The following is a 15,281-nucleotide window of genomic DNA, read 5'->3' as shown; positions in this document are numbered from 1 at the left end:
CATATCAGGTGGCGACAGCGGCGGGGTTCCACCTCTTCCCATTCCGAACAGAGAAGTTAAGCCCGCTTGCGCCGATGGTACTGCAATGCAATGTGGGAGAGTAGGTAACCGCCTTTTTTCACTTTAAAGCTTGAATCCTCCGGAAGAGCAATCCTCCGGAGGATTTTTTTTGCGTCTGTACGCATCAGAGGCTTCCTTGGTCCTCATGCAGCGTCATGTCTGTTTTCATCAGGCGATAATTGAATTGTCCGGACAATTACCAGATGGTTTTTGCATGCAGAAACAGACGGAAGTGACTGAATTATAGACACTTCCGAATATGTGACCAGATGGTTGACGGTTTTTGTTGAATTTTAGTTTTGATGACCGTCTGAGGATAAAGAAAGCGGATTACAGTTCCCTACCAGGAGATGTAATCCGCTTTGTGGCTCAGAATGCGTAATGTTATCGTATTACTTTATTCTAACTTGTCTGGGCGTTTGAATTGTTGCTTTAGTCATTCACGTTACCCGTCATGTTGAAACCCTTTGCAAGGCCGCCCTCGCTTGTCTCTTTGTATAGCGATGGAATGTCGTGTCCGGTGCGCTTCATTACCTCTACAACGCGGTCGAACGAAACGCGGTGAGATCCGTCGGAGAATGCGGCATAGAGATTAGAGTCGAGTGCTCGGGTGGCAGCGAAGGCATTGCGTTCGATACATGGTATCTGCACCAATCCACAAATAGGGTCGCAAGTCATACCGAGGTGGTGTTCCAGTCCCATCTCTGCTGCATATTCTATCTGAGACGGGCTGCCACCGAACAACTGGCAGGATGCTGCTGACGCCATGGCGCATGCTACGCCCACTTCTCCTTGGCAACCAACGTCGGCTCCGGAGATGGATGCGTTTTTCTTCACTATGTTTCCTACCAGTCCCGCTGTGGCAAGAGCGTGCAGTATTTGTTTGTCTGTGAATTCGTGGCTCTTTGATATATGATATAGCACCGCTGGCAGCACGCCGCATGCTCCACAGGTAGGAGCGGTGACGATTGTTCCGCCTGAAGCGTTTTCCTCACTCACTGCCAGAGCATAGGCATATACTAATCCTCTTGTCTGCAGCGACTGTTTATAGCCACTTGCTTTCACGTAGTATGTCGGTGCCTTGCGTGGCAGATTGAGCGGTCCGGGAAGTCTTCCTTCACGTTTAAGACCACGTTCAACCGCCTCTTTCATCTTGATCCATACCACTTCGAGATAGTCCCACAGACTGCTGTCTTCGCATAGCTGCACATATTCCCAATAATTTCTTCCCGTGCGTTCACACCATTTCATTATCTCTGTCATGGAGTTCATTTCGTAGACTTCAGGTGAGTTGAACATGTCGTCATCTCCTTTGCCTTCAGAGAGTGCACCTCCACCTATGCTGTATACCGTCCATTCGTTGATAGGCTTCTCGTCATTTGTGAGCGACTTGAATTTCATTCCGTTGGGATGGAACGGAAGGAACACGTCGGGTTTCCAGATTATCCTTATGGGAGCAACAGGTTCCAATACCTCGATGATGGCTATGTCTGTCATGTGTCCTTTGCCCGTAGCGGCAAGACTACCATAGAGAGTCACCTCGAACGAGCTTGCTCCGCGGTTGTTCTCCAGAAATATCTTTGCGGCTTTCTGTGGACCCATCGTATGACTGCTTGATGGTCCCTTGCCTATTTTGAAAAGTTCTTTAAGCGTTTTCATATCTCTATTACCTTTAAAATGCAAAATTAGCGGAAAATCATATCAATAGCAAATGCAGAGTTGACTTTTTTCAGTTTCTCTCTCTTCCTGTTTTGATATTAAGAGCTTGTTATTACCTTTTATCCTTGATATTTACGTTCTTGATGGAAAAATGTCCTGACAAATCGTTTTATTTTTGATAAAAATACGTATATTTGCGCCTGATGACGACAAATAGGTTAATACGCGGAATGATATGGCTCAGTAGGATTGGCTGTTGCCGGGGCTTCGGAATACAGTCGCCTTGGGCTTACAGCCTCGTCAGATACGTCATAAATGAGCATTACCCGTATTATGCCTACGAACGTCTGGCAAAGGATTTTCCTGAGGCAGATGCCGTGAGACGCAAGATGGGTGAGTTCTTTCTCCGTCTCGCCAACCATGCCCAGCCGGAGATGGTGGTGGCGGTGGGCTTTGATGATGAAGACATGAAGCGTGACAAGGCTTATTTCCGTGCAGGCTGCAATTCTCTGCGTTGGACGGGCATTGGGCCGTGTGATGCGGATCCGGTGCTGGAAACGCTTGAAAATGCACCGGGGATGCATATTCTGCATGCCAATGCCCCTGCAATAGATGCAGAATGGCTGACGGAAGCGGTGAAGCGGTTGCGGACCGGTGATTTCGTGGTAGTGGATAGGTTGAACTACAACAAGGCGGTCTGGCAAGATGTAGTGGGGAGACTTCAGAATATAGTGTCCTTTGATATGTATTATTGCGGATTGGTATATGTCGATCCGAAACGATATAAGCAGAATTACAAGATTAACTTTTAAAAATCTCAAGACTATGGCAATAACAAAGGTTTATACAAAGACAGGCGACGAGGGCATGACGAGCTTGGTAGGAGGAGTGAGGGTGAGAAAGACAAACCCTCGTATCGAGGCATACGGCACCGTGGATGAACTCAGTGCGCAGCTCGGTCTGCTTGCTTCCTTCATGAAGGATGGCGACGACAAGAATATGGTGATCAGCATTCAGCGCACGCTGTTCACGGTATGCTCATATCTCGCTACCGATACCACTCAGACCAAGTTGGCACCTTCGTATACCATCGACCCGCAGGAGGTGACGGTGCTGGAAGAGGAAATTGACCATCTGAACGGCAGTCTGCCCCGACAGACGTCATTCATCATCCCCGGAGGCTCACATGAGGCAGCTCTCGCACATGTATGCCGCACGGTATGCCGCAGGGCGGAGAGGCGCATATTCTTCCTCGGTGAAACCACCAATCTCGATGGAAATGTATTGCAGTATATCAACCGTCTTTCTGACTATCTCTTCATGCTCGCACGCAAATTAAACTTTAATGACGGTGTGAGAGAAAAAATATGGAAGAAAAACTTGTAGATAAGAAAAAAAACATTATTTTTGCGCTCAATTTTATAATAGGCAGCGAGCTGGCATGGTGATGCTGCCTGGTATCGCAAACTGATAATTTATATTTACTATGTATTGGACACTTGAATTAGCTTCAAAGCTCGAAGATGCGCCATGGCCTGCAACGAAGGACGAATTGATTGACTACGCAACTCGTTCCGGGGCGCCGCTTGAAGTGTTGGAGAATCTGCAGGAGATAGAGGATGAGGGTGACGTCTACGAGAGCATCGAGGATATCTGGCCCGACTATCCGACAAAAGAAGACTTCCTCTTCAACGAGGACGAATACTAATCGCTCAAAAAGCTACACAAACAGCTAAAAGCGTTGAATATAAGCGGTATAGGAAATCTATAGTAAGATTCCTATACCGCTTTTTACGTTCTTTTACCGCCAAATAATTGAACATTTGTTTTGTATTTTAATCCATATTCTGTAACTTTGAGCGTATTTTTATATTATACGCAAAAAAATAACTAAGATAAATATATAAAAGCCTATGGCAAATTTATCAAAGTCAAAATACATCACTTATTGCCAATGTCCCAAAGCATTGTGGCTGAAGCAGTACAAACCAGAAGAAATGGTTATCGACCCATTGACGCAGGCCCGTTTCGACGCAGGTACCGAAGTGGGCGAACTGGCTAAGCGTCTGTTCGGCAATTTCGTGGAGGCAACCACCTATAAGACGGCTGCCGACGGAACACAGCGCCTCGACCTCGGAGCGATGGCTGCAGCCACACAGAAAGCCCTTGCCGAAGGTGCTGAGAATATTGCCGAGGCGGCGTTTATATACGACGGATGCTATTGCGCCGTCGACCTGCTGCACAAGACTCCACATGGCTATGCCATCTACGAGGTGAAAAGCAGCACCAACCTTAATGAGCTGGAGGTGTATGCTCAGGATGTGGCGTATCAGAAATATGTGCTCACCAATTGCGGACTGAACATCACTGGCACTTATCTTGTAAACATTGATAACGAATATGTGCTTGACGGCAAACTCGACGTAAAGGGATTCTTCCGCATAAACGATATCAGCGAGGCCGTTGCCGAAGAATATGCCAAAGTCGCAGTCCAAACCAAGGCCGCAAAGAAGGTGCTTGAAGGCGCAGAACCTAAGCAGCATCTGGCTGAACATTGCCGCAAGCCCTACGCATGTGCGTTCTGGAACTATTGCAGCAACAATATCATCCCTTCACCATCAGTATTCGATCTGTACCGCATGTCTTTCAAGAAGGCATTGGAGCACATGAACGAAGGCCGTCTGTCGTTGGAAGATATGAGACAGGAGAAGCTCACAGACCTACAGCAGCTGCAGCTGGAATGCACATTGAACGACACAAACTATATCGACCGCAAAGCCATCGGCGAATTTCTCAAGAAACTCTCATATCCGCTTTATTTCCTCGACTTCGAGACCGAGCAGACCGTGATACCGAAGTATCAGGGTACGCATCCGTATCAGCAAGTCACGTTCCAGTATTCGCTCCATTACATCGAGCACGAAGGTGGCGAACTGAAGCATCGTGAGTTTCTCGGCATATCGGGCGAAGACCCTCGCCGTGCCCTTGCTGAACAACTTTGCAAGGACATCCCGCTCAACGTCTGCACCACAGCCTACAACAAGGCTTTCGAGTGTACTCGTCTGAAGGAACTGGCAGAGGCATTCCCCGACCTGGCGCCACATCTTCTCAACATCGAATCGCACATCGTAGACCTTCTCGACCCGTTCCGTGCCGGCTATTATTACCTGCCAGCCATGAACGGTTCGTTCTCCATCAAGAAGGTGCTCCCGGCATTGTTCCCCGATGATCCGGAGCTTGACTACCACAACCTCAGTGGTGGTGTTCAGAATGGCGGCGAGGCAATGAGCATTTATCCTCAGATACAGTTTATGGAGCCGGAAAAGCAAAAGAAGGCTCGTCGGGCATTGCTCGACTACTGCTGCCTCGACACGCTGGCAATGGTGAAGCTGTGGGAGAAGCTGAGGGAAGTGAGTGAAGAAAAAACAACTAAAACATTTAAAAATATGATGAACAACAGTTTTATAGCAAACTGTCCCCAAAACGAGGATAAAGCTATAGAAAACCTATTGAATGCATTTATAGACAACTTAGACAAAAAATCAAAAGAGCAATATCGCCAAGTTCGCAATATATTAGAAAAAAAATAGAATTCAATACCGATGCTGAGAAGAATTTTCTGCCTCTGCTTGTCAAACTTATTGCAAGCGGCCGCATAGATGATTGTAAAAAAATGATTGACTTGGTAAGACATTCGGTATATGTCTACAAATGGCCTAAAAAGCAAAAAAGCTACAGCACATACTGCAACAAGTTTATCGACTTCTTGGAAAAGTTGCTCAACTCTACATCAAAAAAAAGCACAGGAATAAAGAAAGACATTACTTCTAAATGCACAACTCCTGCGCTTACCGGCACAGAAGAGCATTGGCTTAAAGAAGCCTTTCAAGGGTATAAGGTATACTCACACGAACAACTGATGAAAAAGTTTACGGCCAGACTACGCAGTCAAGACCGCATTTCAGGCAATAAGGTATGGTTGCCCTTAAGATATATCTCAAAGCTCTACAAGAAGAATGGTAAGGCTAAAGAGTTCTCTGACTGGCTGAATAATATGGCAGAAGAAATCTTTGTTCACTACGAGGATGATAAAAATGAAATAAAAAGCGTACAGTTTAAAACACAGCAAGTGTACCTCGTCTTTAAGGAGAACTCTAAATGTAAAGGCACATACGATGTGTATGTTGCATTGTCAAGGGAGAACAAGAAATACAAAGCATACACTCCAACTGGAGAAGGCAATACCAAAGTAGCTATGACTGTAACAGATATATCAGATATTGCCATTGACCATGTGAAACCTATTGATAAAACCCTTAGAGATTTGAATAATGCAGGAAAGATTGAAAACCTAAAGAAGGTTTCAGATGCATACCAGGAAATGATAAAAAAATCCCAGAATTCTGATAGTAATGCAGAAAACGCATCGCTTGACGGGTTAAATGTTGATATTGATGCTCTTACTAATGAACTCAATCTTATAAGAGAAGATGGAGTACTTAGACTTATGCACACCAAATACAACGGAAAGAAGAGCAACTCATCTACATATAAAAAAATCATTAAGATTAAAAATAAGAATACATACTATGGCATATTAGGAAAAGTCATTATTGACGGTGAAGATGAAGAAAAAAAGCGTTATCTTTATTATAATCTCAAAGAGCAGAATGCACCGATGCGAGTTGCATTAAAAGAGCTGAATGGTACAGAAGTACAGATAACCAAGGCGATTATTGACTACATCTAATCATTCCTGATTTTCCGGCATCACATTCCGGTTCTTCCGAATAACTAAACTGGGTGCAAAGGCAAAAAAGCATTACCTTTGCACCCAGTTTTATTCACTTAAGCAAAATAGTGTTATGACAATATAAGTAAAGAATATGAATACTACAGAAGATATGAATACAAGATTGACAAAAGAAGATCAAGCAATAATCAAGAAAGCCAGACGCAATAAGTGTTCTGGACCAATCTACAGCGAGGATGGACTTCGCTTGTTGAGAGTACTCGGCAATCCAGAGTACCTTGAAGTGAAAGACGGTGTGAAGGCTATTTGTGACTATGCATTCCAAGGACTTGTATATCTTCGTGATGTGGTGTTGCCTGCATCTGTTGTCGACTTGGGCGAAGGAGCTTTCGCAAGCTGCCACAAACTCTTCAAGATAACAATGCCTGGAGTAGAATTTATCGGGAAAGAGTGTTTTGGTCTTTGTTATAATTTAAAGGAAATAGCCTTACCTGAGACATTGCGCCAGATTAGAGCAGGTGCCTTTGCTTGCTGCAAAGCTTTGGAAGAGATAAAAATTCCAAGTCACCTGAATATTATCGACAAGTCTGCATTCAGAAGTTCCGGACTGAAAAGTCTCAACATCGTGATAAGCGAAGACTGCAAATGTCTTGTTTATGACAAAGCCTTTGCAAGTTGCAAGCATCTGGAGTCTGTATATCTAAACAAGAATGTGAAGATTGTGGAGCAAATGGCGTTTGCCGACTGCATTTCACTAAAGACGATTGAGTTTGAGCAGCCGTCATTGACATGCTGTGCTGGTGAAATAAACGCAACGATGCTTATCGGCTGCACATCTCTCGAAAAGATTATAGTGCCAAAGAACAAGTACAACCATTATCCGGACTTCAACATCCAAGGCTATGAGTCCGCTCAGTTTGAGACTCGCGACTTCAATAGTCTTGTGACTCCGAAGGAATAACCTATGAGATTACGCCTCGTGTGCGCTACAAAAGAAAGGCACATTTAAAATAGAATCATGCTTTTGGAGTATTTGACCACAGTATACTATCGCATTGAAGGCAAACCAAATGACCTTCAAGAGATATATGACCAGTATAGGACGCTTCTAAACAAGAAACTGCTTGAAGAGGGTAAAGACAAGTCTGTATCTTACGCAAGTATGGTGTATAGTCTCGGAGTAGATACCAAAGAACAATATCTTCGGGGCAACATTATAAAATGTGAGTTCGTAGATAATTCATTGAGTATTGAAGCCGAGGAAGATTGGGTGACGGCAGACTTCCGACATCCGCTTGAAAGCCACTATGAAGGTATGACCATATACTATATGGTGGAAAGTTATTGCGATGAGACTTATGCAACAAATGATGCAGAGGGGAAATATTTCCCGACACGCGTCAGTGTGGACTTTCATTTGAAAGAGCCGGTTTTGTGTGGTTACGAGCGGTTCAACAGTATGGATGAGGCATTAGCCTATTTCGCACGTGTCTTGAAACGTGACACTCTTACTGTTGATGACATCCACAAGTGGAACTGTGAGCATTGGAAGGACGGCTTCATCTATTTCAATGAGTATAAGGTTGATTTACGATGATGCAGTTGTCGAGATAATAACAGAGACTGCCGAAACGCTGGAAAGGGAGTAGGCAAAACTTTTAAAAGACATGAGACATGTTTCTCTTTCTATGTGGAATCTTGATAGTTGTGTTTGGCGGCTACATACTGATAAGTCTCATACAACTCGTCTTTATGATTATTGGCTGGATTATCCAAGCCATATTCAGTATCTTTGAATAAGATAGGCTGCGGCTCAGCATAACGTTCAAGCAAGCTTGACGTTCTGCATTCACCTTGCACTATCTTTGAATAAGATATGATTGCAACAAAAAGTTGATTTTTTGTTGATTTTCTATGGTCTGATTTTTTTATTTCAGAAAAAAGGGATACTATTCGCGCGACAACATTTTAAAACATAAAGAAATATGGTGAACAAAAACGAAACAACAAACAGTGAAAAGATGCCTATCATCGACAACGATGAGGCTTTGCGTCTTATCGACCTCATCCAGCAGGGCGACTCCAATGCGGAGAACGAGTTGGCAGAACTCGGTTCTGTCTTTGTCAAGGCTGTGGCAAGGCAGTATGTGGACAAGGGACTCTCTGACGAAGAACTCATTGCAGCCAGTCGTTACGGAATGTTACGTGCCAGCCACAAGTTCGACAAGTCGCGTGGCTTCAAGTTTGCCTCGTATGCCGTATGGTGGATGCGCGAAGCTATTCTGCAAGAGATTCGTAAAAAAGAAAATAACTAAAAACGAAGGATTTCGATAAGCCAGATGAGCAGAACCGAGCTTGCTCGGGTTCTGCCATGGCGAGAAATCGTGTCTTGAAAAGAAAAGAATATGATACATAAAGGTTTGGGAGACATCCGAGCACTTACACTCATCCGAGTGGTTCTTGAAAGAACAGAGGACCAAGAGTTGAGAGAACAACTGCAGGAGTATCTTCAAAACAACGAAGAGCTGTGGGACGATGCTCACATGGCAGACTTCTATACATTTGCCACCACTCTCGCTAAAGAGTGGCTGGCAAGTAATCAGTCATAAAGTAACTAAACAAAATCACAAACAATGAAAGAGATTGATGCAGAAATATATTTAAATTGGGATAATAACGGAGCTACTGTCAAATTCTCTGACGAGGAAGCGGATAAGTTGCTGGCATTATGGAAAGAAGCCCAAGATACAATTCTCAAAGACATGGAGGAAGAGGACTATTGGGAGAAGTTCGACCCTTGGTTGCAGGAGAAGGCTCCAGACCTATACGAGAAGATAATGAAAGCCTTCCACGAGGAATTTTGGGAAAGAATAGGTTGCTATTCAAGTGATGAAGGTGATGATTTTGTCTCTATTTCTTATGATATAGACGGAGCGTATCTTGACGACAGCAATAAAATCGTAATCAATCAGATTTTTCCTCCATCAGAATAAAGGTCTAAACGAAAAGAAAATGAAAATATATCTGAAAGTAAAGAAAGACAATGCCTATTGCATTACCAGCCTTTGGAGCAAGCACATCAAAGAGCAAATTCTGGAAACTGTCAAAGAAGTAAGTAAGAATTGGATGTTTGAGCCGAAGTTATATCCTATGTTTTATCAAGAGGATACGCATAGCCACTTTGTTGAAGCAAACAACGAACGTTTCTTCTTCGAATGGTTGATGTACGAGCTTTGCTTTGTGTGGGAACTAAACGATTTCGAAGGATACGAAGACGAGTACTCTGATCTTGCACGCGAAAGAGATGTATTTTTAGATAAAGATAAGGTAGAGCCTCCCAAAGAATACGTCTATATCGGTTCGTACATATATGAACAGGAAGAACCGCTTACTCTCCCAGGACTTGTGTTCGACCCCGAATACGCAGAGGATGGTGAGGTGTTGGCAGAATGTATGTTTACGAGTGATTTTGAAGACGAAAAATTAAGACGGGAATATATGTCTAATGGAAACGATGAGGAATGGGAAAAGGATACTCCAGCTTTGTAGCATAGCCTTGTTGGCATTGTCTATATGCTCTTCATGTTTGAACAAGTCTTCCGATACAAGTCTCGATAAGAGCTATGGTAAGTCTGACTCTACCGAGACTTACCATACAATAGTCTCTGACGACAGTCTCGTGACAGCTGTCTGGCATAATACAGGCGAAGGCGGAACCGCACCCGACATTGACTGTGTGGTGAAATTCAAATCAGAAGATGGCAAATTGCACGAAGAGCATCGCCCTCTGCTTCGACTTGCTCATCCTAATGATGATTACAGCCACCATGAAGTGCAGAAGATTGTAAGTCTTGACGATGAGTACGGCAATCGCTCCTACGTGTTCTTCCTCTCCGCTAAAGTGGAAAGCAACGAGTACGCTCGCGACATTGTGGCTTTCGAGATAGCCGGTGACAGTCTGCGACCATTGTACAACTATACCATAAAATAATTGAAATATGGGCATTAAAACATTCCTCGCATCACTAATGATGCTGATAACCATAGCCGCTATGTGCTCGCCGCTGTACCTTGTTTGGCTCGGATTCACGATGGACGGCTCTGCATTAGTGCGTATAGGCTTGATAGTCGTCGGACTTATCCTGTGCAGACTATTCAAACCAATATCCAACTTGTTTGACAAGGATTTTAAATGGTTCTGACCAATGAGAACTGGAAATATAAACATACATAATAATACAATTCAATGGAGAAATATAATATAGGACAAGAGATTCTGAAGGAAGTAAAGGCAAAGTACCCTTCAGTAACGGCTTTTGCCAAAGACTTGTGCAAGTCCAGCTCTGCCACATACGAGATTTTTGGAAAGACGAGTCTCGACACCGACCTGCTGCTGAAAGTATCGAAGCTGCTTGATAGAGACTTCTTCCGCGAGTTCTCGGAGAAATGTCTGAATGGAGAAGTGGCTGTGGAGGACAAGGATATGACAGAGAATCATATCAACTGTCTTTTGCCGGAAGACGAGCTGCATGTCTTCACATATGATAAGCACGAAATGGTTCTTGAGGAGTACTTCCTGCTACCACGCAAAAAGCCACTTGTGGCATTTTGCGGATGGAAAGATAGAGAAGAGGAGATTAAGCTAACATGCGTAATAGGCGAAAATATCTTTGGTAAAGGAATGGTGAGGTCGCTTAGAGTGGATTCAAATAATTTAGCCGACTTGGAGGCACAAATCCCTATATTGACATCCATTCCACAGAAAGCGTTCGTTATTCTATACCGCGGTAGGGGACTGGACAACGGATACGACTATGTGATTCTCCTGACAGAAAAACTGCTTGCTGCTTCAGGAAAGCACGTCGTGTTGATATGTAGTAATAGAAATTGGGTGTCAATAACCAATGACAAAGCTGTATATAGCTCAAATGTCGAACCAACATTCGACACATGGAAAGATCGCATCTTCGCATGTGTGTTGGATAATAGCCAGAATGACTTTGTATACAATCGCGAGCTTTACTATGCGATAAAAGGTTGTGGCTATATAGATGCCATCAGTTGTTGTTTAGGCTTGGGTACATCTGGTATAGACGAAGAAAAAGTGAAGCAACTCATAGCAGAAGCCAAGGAAAAACTAAGCACTTTCAAGGATACTATCATCAAAGAAGATGAAGAAAGAGAACGCCATTTGATAAGTTCACTTGTTGTTCGTCCTGAGGATAAAAAGTTCGAAAGATACATGTCAAAAGACTCCGTCAGCATCTGGATTGATATCTCCAAAGCTACAGGCACCATCCTTGACTGGCAAGGTTCGTTTAAATCAATGATTTTTGGTGACGATCCATGGTACTCAGACGCTCCCATGTAACAAGTAGATTTCGCTCACCCTCCCCAATCTGTTTAAATGTAATATTGTATTTGATAAAAAGGATATAACTCACAGCCAATATGCCAAAGAAGATAACATTCAATGACATTCTCCAGAACAAGATAAAAGACTTTGTCGGCACCAAGCGGTGGAGCAATTCACAATTTGCTTCACACTACTCGGACACTTCAGATCGGTGACGGCAGGTGCGTTGTGCTCAACAAAGCTAACGAGTGGAGCCAGCCAATCTGTTTGCGATGATGGTATAGAAAAAGTTACTACACAATTACCGGATGTGCTCTCTCATTACAGCAGGACAGTCAGTAAGGACGACATGAGCATTGCTTTTATGCTATAATTACAAGAATATTCTATAAAAAAACAAAACAATGGATAAAAATCAAATGAAGGATATGCATGTAGAAATGGGTCTTGACTCAGAAAATGTCATAGACAGCAGTTCGCTCGACCCTCTGTTCGAGGAAGCTGCACGCATAATCGTAACAATGCGGTCGGGCTTTGCCTCGTTGATTCAACGGCGCTTGTCTATCGGCTACGGCCGTGCGGTCAGACTTATGGACCAGTTGGAAAAGGCCGGAATCGTGGGCGAGGCACAGGGATGTAAGCCGCGAGAAGTGAAGATTCAAGATGAGAACTGCTTGGAGAATCTGCTTGTGGCATTGCGCCGAATAACTAAAATCAGTAACATTATGACTAACGAATAAGCATACAAAGACATAAAAAAGCATGTTGAATAGCACTAATGTCGGTGACGGCGATTACTTCCATACATTCTGGCAAGAGGACATTCATTGTCGCTTTTTCTCATGCTACCATAGCCGCTATGTGTTCACCGCTGTACCTCATTTGGCTCGGATTTACGATGAGCGTCGTGGTGCTAAGTCAAAAACAGAAAGGGCTGGATCCCATGCAAGGAGTCCAGCCCTTTTGCGTTTATGTGTCGGTAGAAGCAGCCGGTTACAGCTGTCTGCCGAATATTAACAGATTGATGCCAAAGATAACGGTTATTACCAAGGCATGGTAACATCATTACAGATACGCGGTAACGATATTTCCTGTGCGTGGTAATGATGTTACCTGTGTGTGGTAATGATATCGTATTATGATGTATGGATAGTAAAAATCAACGAATACATTTTGTATTGTCTTTAATTTGCATTATCTTTGCTACAGAGTTTTATATTCTAACAAAAAGATTAAGGAGGTGAATTTATGAATACGGCAAAAACTGCAACACAGGCTGTGTTGTCAAATAAAGGCGATATGACTTCATTCAGATATGCCGACTACAACATTCGTTTCCGCACTCCAAGCATATTGAAAAAGTATGTGGACGTAAAATCGTGGGATGACGGCTATATAGTAGTTATGGCAGACTATGAGGGTATGGGCATAACGGAAGAGTATATTGACTTGGTGCCAATACTCAAGAACCTCTATATCAAGCCAGAGACTTTCTTAAAAAACATCCAAACTGTAAAAATCGGAGACTATGAATAATGACGATTTATTAAAGGTGAGTTCCGCAGCAGACATGATAGTTTGCGGCTATGCATTTTCGAAGACAGACGACTTCAACATACGTGTGTTAGACCTTAAAGAACCACATCACGCATTGCTTATGTCTCCAAAAGGTGAGGTATTGGAAACCACAATGGACGATGTGGAATTAAGTATCGTTGAAGGCTATTGGAAGAAGAATCAGAAATACATGGAGGAGTCGTATGCCTAAATATTTTGATTTCAAAGTTTCTGGATACTTTCTTTACTTCACTTCGCATTGCGTCATTGAAGCTATGCACGTACATGCCAGTGACAGGAAACTGACCGAAATAGGTTCCGCGAAGTTTTTTGTAAAAGGCAATGGTGATACCATAGTAAAGGCACGTGGCATACTTACCGATAAAGACATTCGTGTAATACGTGAATTTATAAAGGACAATTACAAGGAAATGTATCTTTGTTGGGCAAAGATGAGTCCAAACGGATTTTAGGGCAAATAAATTAAAGCATGATACAAAACAATAAATGTTAATCAGATGGATGTTTCAACTTATATTCGACCTAATACAAAAAAACTTTATAGAAGGATATGATTTGCTAAGAACATTTCTTTCAGAAACGAAAAGTCGTTTTGCTTCAGATTCAATAGAAGATATATGTTATGATGGAAAAAACTGCAAATTAAAACTATGTCAGGAATGCGATTTGTCTTGTGACTCTCTTGAAGGATTTTTTATGAGATTCCTATACCGCTTTTTCGGGCTTTTACCACTTGATGATTCTTACGACAAGTCCGTATCTAAGTGTCTGAAGCGATGAACAGACTTGTTTTTCTTGAAAGAGTGAGTGAAAATAACTTTCAGAAAAGTTGTAAGTTCCCTCTGTATTTTGTGTATTTCCACCTGATAAGTTCGGGAAAATGTCATGTCTGGCACAAATCGTTAGTTATTGGTGCGGATATGAGGATTGAAAGAGACATCCAGCATTCTTGAATATGATATGAAAATAGCGATATGGGATAATCTTTGCGGATTCCCTATATCGCTATTTGTTATGGCTCATTCATTGATAGGTTTTCATGTTCGGACTATGTGGCTGCCGTCGTGTCAGTCATCATCTCTGTCCTTGTGGTGTTTGTGGTGTTTGTGGTGCTTGTGATGTTTGTCATATTTCTTATAGTGCTTGTCGTGCTTCTTGTCGTGCTTCTTGTGGTGCTTCCAGTGTTTGTCGTGCTTATAGTGCTTGCAGTGCCTGTCGTAGTAGTGCGGACGGTGGTGGCAAGGGCGGCAGTCGTGTTTAGGATATTTCACGTAGATGTTGTGTACGTATGCCCTGTCACGCCAACTGATGGGACGGTAGAAGTAATACGACTCGCAGAACCTTCTCCATTGCTTTGGCGACATTATACGCCTTAGCTGTTTGTTGCGGTATTGCCATCCATAGCCATCGATGTCGCGATAGCTGTTTATGCCGTTGAGATATGAGAGGTTTATGCTCAGGATGCTGTTGCGGTGAGCCTTGCTCAATCCCAGCTCCACCATCATCTTGTCGGTGATGAAGCTGGCTTCAGCCTGAATGTTGGTAAGTCTCTGGGCGTTCGCGGATGTTATCATCACGATTGCCGCTACGATTGCTAATAATGTACGTTTCATAATCCAGATTTTTTTGAGGGTTATTACTTGTTTTTCTGCTGCAAAGATACGTAATCTTGCTCTCTGCCGCAAAGGGGAAACTATATGCCTGTGTATGGTTTTCCCTAAAGTGAAGGGGGAAATCCGTGTTAAACCCAAATCGCTTTCTATGTTAATATCCAAATGTTTTGACCATTATTTTCAATTTATGCTGAGATTTTATATTCAGGGGTGAATGTTTGGCGATTTCTGACCATGGCTGTGACCAAATGTACAAGTTTGT

18 protein-coding genes, 1 rRNA gene and 1 pseudogene are annotated in these 15,281 nt (G+C 43.1%); 18 read left to right on the top strand and 2 right to left on the bottom strand.

Annotated features, from left to right (window positions below):
- The first annotated feature begins 4 nt into the window (after positions 1 to 4).
- Positions 5 to 117, top strand: a 5S ribosomal RNA gene (gene rrf / locus ST42_RS13005).
- 375 nt (positions 118 to 492) lie between these two features.
- Here rrf and ST42_RS13000 read toward each other — a convergent pair.
- Entirely contained in the window at positions 493 to 1,719 is a 1,227-nt protein-coding gene (locus tag ST42_RS13000) for an L-serine ammonia-lyase (protein WP_042519508.1), read from the bottom strand.
- Between the two features lie 230 nt (positions 1,720 to 1,949).
- On the opposite strand from ST42_RS13000, the gene ST42_RS12995 reads away from it, so the two are divergent.
- The 17 genes and pseudogenes from ST42_RS12995 to ST42_RS12905 all read left to right on the top strand — a co-directional run bounded on the left by ST42_RS12995 (position 1,950) and on the right by ST42_RS12905 (position 13,858).
- Positions 1,950 to 2,531: a hypothetical protein gene (locus ST42_RS12995; protein ID WP_052485517.1), complete on the top strand. Its 582-nt coding sequence runs from the start codon at positions 1,950 to 1,952 to the stop codon at positions 2,529 to 2,531.
- Positions 2,532 to 2,544: 13 nt separating this feature from the next.
- The gene (locus ST42_RS12990; RefSeq protein ID WP_042519506.1) at positions 2,545 to 3,105 is read left to right on the top strand and encodes a cob(I)yrinic acid a,c-diamide adenosyltransferase; all 561 of its coding nucleotides are present in this window, start codon (positions 2,545 to 2,547) and stop codon (positions 3,103 to 3,105) included.
- Between the two features lie 100 nt (positions 3,106 to 3,205).
- On the top strand, positions 3,206 to 3,427 hold the full coding sequence (locus ST42_RS12985; protein WP_004342485.1) for a DUF2795 domain-containing protein: 222 nt from the start codon (positions 3,206 to 3,208) through the stop codon (positions 3,425 to 3,427).
- A gap of 205 nt (positions 3,428 to 3,632) precedes the next feature.
- Positions 3,633 to 5,309 carry a DUF2779 domain-containing protein gene (locus ST42_RS12980; protein WP_082028665.1) on the top strand — a complete coding sequence of 559 codons (1,677 nt, stop codon included), beginning with the start codon at positions 3,633 to 3,635 and terminating at the stop codon, positions 5,307 to 5,309.
- A gap of 83 nt (positions 5,310 to 5,392) precedes the next feature.
- On the top strand, positions 5,393 to 6,469 hold the full coding sequence (locus ST42_RS12975; protein ID WP_044073840.1) for a hypothetical protein: 1,077 nt from the start codon (positions 5,393 to 5,395) through the stop codon (positions 6,467 to 6,469).
- 154 nt (positions 6,470 to 6,623) lie between these two features.
- Complete coding sequence (locus tag ST42_RS12970) at positions 6,624 to 7,433, top strand: leucine-rich repeat domain-containing protein (protein WP_197068957.1); 810 nt, start codon at positions 6,624 to 6,626, stop codon at positions 7,431 to 7,433.
- A 57-nt stretch (positions 7,434 to 7,490) separates the two neighbouring features.
- Entirely contained in the window at positions 7,491 to 8,069 is a 579-nt protein-coding gene (locus ST42_RS12965; RefSeq protein WP_052488352.1) for a hypothetical protein, read from the top strand.
- Between the two features lie 388 nt (positions 8,070 to 8,457).
- A complete protein-coding gene (locus ST42_RS12960) occupies positions 8,458 to 8,787 on the top strand; it encodes a sigma factor (RefSeq protein ID WP_042519502.1) in 330 nt (109 codons plus the stop codon).
- Between the two features lie 90 nt (positions 8,788 to 8,877).
- A complete protein-coding gene (locus tag ST42_RS12955) occupies positions 8,878 to 9,081 on the top strand; it encodes a hypothetical protein (RefSeq protein ID WP_042519501.1) in 204 nt (67 codons plus the stop codon).
- Positions 9,082 to 9,105: 24 nt separating this feature from the next.
- Entirely contained in the window at positions 9,106 to 9,465 is a 360-nt protein-coding gene (locus ST42_RS12950) for a hypothetical protein (RefSeq protein WP_044073837.1), read from the top strand.
- A 19-nt stretch (positions 9,466 to 9,484) separates the two neighbouring features.
- Positions 9,485 to 10,021: a hypothetical protein gene (locus tag ST42_RS12945; protein WP_044073836.1), complete on the top strand. Its 537-nt coding sequence runs from the start codon at positions 9,485 to 9,487 to the stop codon at positions 10,019 to 10,021.
- Positions 10,022 to 10,058: 37 nt separating this feature from the next.
- Positions 10,059 to 10,463 carry a hypothetical protein gene (locus tag ST42_RS12940; protein ID WP_044073835.1) on the top strand — a complete coding sequence of 135 codons (405 nt, stop codon included), beginning with the start codon at positions 10,059 to 10,061 and terminating at the stop codon, positions 10,461 to 10,463.
- A gap of 255 nt (positions 10,464 to 10,718) precedes the next feature.
- Positions 10,719 to 11,843, top strand: coding sequence for a hypothetical protein (locus tag ST42_RS13330; RefSeq protein WP_052488351.1), 1,125 nt, complete (start codon positions 10,719 to 10,721; stop codon positions 11,841 to 11,843).
- A 449-nt stretch (positions 11,844 to 12,292) separates the two neighbouring features.
- A pseudogene (locus ST42_RS12925) lies at positions 12,293 to 12,568 on the top strand (DNA translocase FtsK); the annotation flags it as partial.
- 508 nt (positions 12,569 to 13,076) lie between these two features.
- The gene (locus ST42_RS12915; protein WP_044073828.1) at positions 13,077 to 13,364 is read left to right on the top strand and encodes a DUF7724 family protein; all 288 of its coding nucleotides are present in this window, start codon (positions 13,077 to 13,079) and stop codon (positions 13,362 to 13,364) included.
- Positions 13,357 to 13,596: a DUF7723 family protein gene (locus ST42_RS12910; protein ID WP_042519493.1), complete on the top strand. Its 240-nt coding sequence runs from the start codon at positions 13,357 to 13,359 to the stop codon at positions 13,594 to 13,596. Before ST42_RS12915 ends, ST42_RS12910 begins: the two co-directional genes overlap by 8 nt.
- Positions 13,589 to 13,858 carry a DUF4160 domain-containing protein gene (locus ST42_RS12905; protein ID WP_044073826.1) on the top strand — a complete coding sequence of 90 codons (270 nt, stop codon included), beginning with the start codon at positions 13,589 to 13,591 and terminating at the stop codon, positions 13,856 to 13,858. Before ST42_RS12910 ends, ST42_RS12905 begins: the two co-directional genes overlap by 8 nt.
- Positions 13,859 to 14,473: 615 nt before the next feature.
- On the opposite strand, the gene ST42_RS12900 is transcribed toward ST42_RS12905, so the two are convergent.
- Positions 14,474 to 15,019, bottom strand: a complete 546-nt coding sequence (locus ST42_RS12900) for a hypothetical protein (RefSeq protein WP_156139378.1) — start codon at positions 15,017 to 15,019, stop codon at positions 14,474 to 14,476.
- Positions 15,020 to 15,281: the final 262 nt, after the last annotated feature.

The organism is Prevotella pectinovora (assembly GCF_000834015.1).
GTDB lineage: Bacteria > Bacteroidota > Bacteroidia > Bacteroidales > Bacteroidaceae > Prevotella > Prevotella pectinovora.
This window is presented reverse-complemented; position numbering and strand designations above follow the sequence as displayed.

What these genes read in the sequence shown, in the direction of transcription:
- ST42_RS12975 (WP_044073840.1), top strand. Translation starts at nt 5,393, where the DNA reads ATGATTGACTTGGTAAGACATTCGGTATATGTCTACAAATGGCCTAAA.
- ST42_RS12955 (WP_042519501.1), top strand. Translation starts at nt 8,878, where the DNA reads ATGATACATAAAGGTTTGGGAGACATCCGAGCACTTACACTCATCCGA.
- ST42_RS12965 (WP_052488352.1), top strand. Translation starts at nt 7,491, where the DNA reads ATGCTTTTGGAGTATTTGACCACAGTATACTATCGCATTGAAGGCAAA.
- ST42_RS13000 (WP_042519508.1), bottom strand. Translation starts at nt 1,719, where the DNA reads ATGAAAACGCTTAAAGAACTTTTCAAAATAGGCAAGGGACCATCAAGC.
- ST42_RS12985 (WP_004342485.1), top strand. Translation starts at nt 3,206, where the DNA reads ATGTATTGGACACTTGAATTAGCTTCAAAGCTCGAAGATGCGCCATGG.
- ST42_RS12900 (WP_156139378.1), bottom strand. Translation starts at nt 15,019, where the DNA reads ATGAAACGTACATTATTAGCAATCGTAGCGGCAATCGTGATGATAACA.
- ST42_RS12910 (WP_042519493.1), top strand. Translation starts at nt 13,357, where the DNA reads ATGAATAATGACGATTTATTAAAGGTGAGTTCCGCAGCAGACATGATA.
- ST42_RS12995 (WP_052485517.1), top strand. Translation starts at nt 1,950, where the DNA reads ATGATATGGCTCAGTAGGATTGGCTGTTGCCGGGGCTTCGGAATACAG.
- ST42_RS12905 (WP_044073826.1), top strand. Translation starts at nt 13,589, where the DNA reads ATGCCTAAATATTTTGATTTCAAAGTTTCTGGATACTTTCTTTACTTC.
- ST42_RS13330 (WP_052488351.1), top strand. Translation starts at nt 10,719, where the DNA reads ATGGAGAAATATAATATAGGACAAGAGATTCTGAAGGAAGTAAAGGCA.
- ST42_RS12970 (WP_197068957.1), top strand. Translation starts at nt 6,624, where the DNA reads ATGAATACAAGATTGACAAAAGAAGATCAAGCAATAATCAAGAAAGCC.
- ST42_RS12945 (WP_044073836.1), top strand. Translation starts at nt 9,485, where the DNA reads ATGAAAATATATCTGAAAGTAAAGAAAGACAATGCCTATTGCATTACC.
- ST42_RS12950 (WP_044073837.1), top strand. Translation starts at nt 9,106, where the DNA reads ATGAAAGAGATTGATGCAGAAATATATTTAAATTGGGATAATAACGGA.
- ST42_RS12990 (WP_042519506.1), top strand. Translation starts at nt 2,545, where the DNA reads ATGGCAATAACAAAGGTTTATACAAAGACAGGCGACGAGGGCATGACG.
- ST42_RS12915 (WP_044073828.1), top strand. Translation starts at nt 13,077, where the DNA reads ATGAATACGGCAAAAACTGCAACACAGGCTGTGTTGTCAAATAAAGGC.
- ST42_RS12980 (WP_082028665.1), top strand. Translation starts at nt 3,633, where the DNA reads ATGGCAAATTTATCAAAGTCAAAATACATCACTTATTGCCAATGTCCC.
- ST42_RS12960 (WP_042519502.1), top strand. Translation starts at nt 8,458, where the DNA reads ATGGTGAACAAAAACGAAACAACAAACAGTGAAAAGATGCCTATCATC.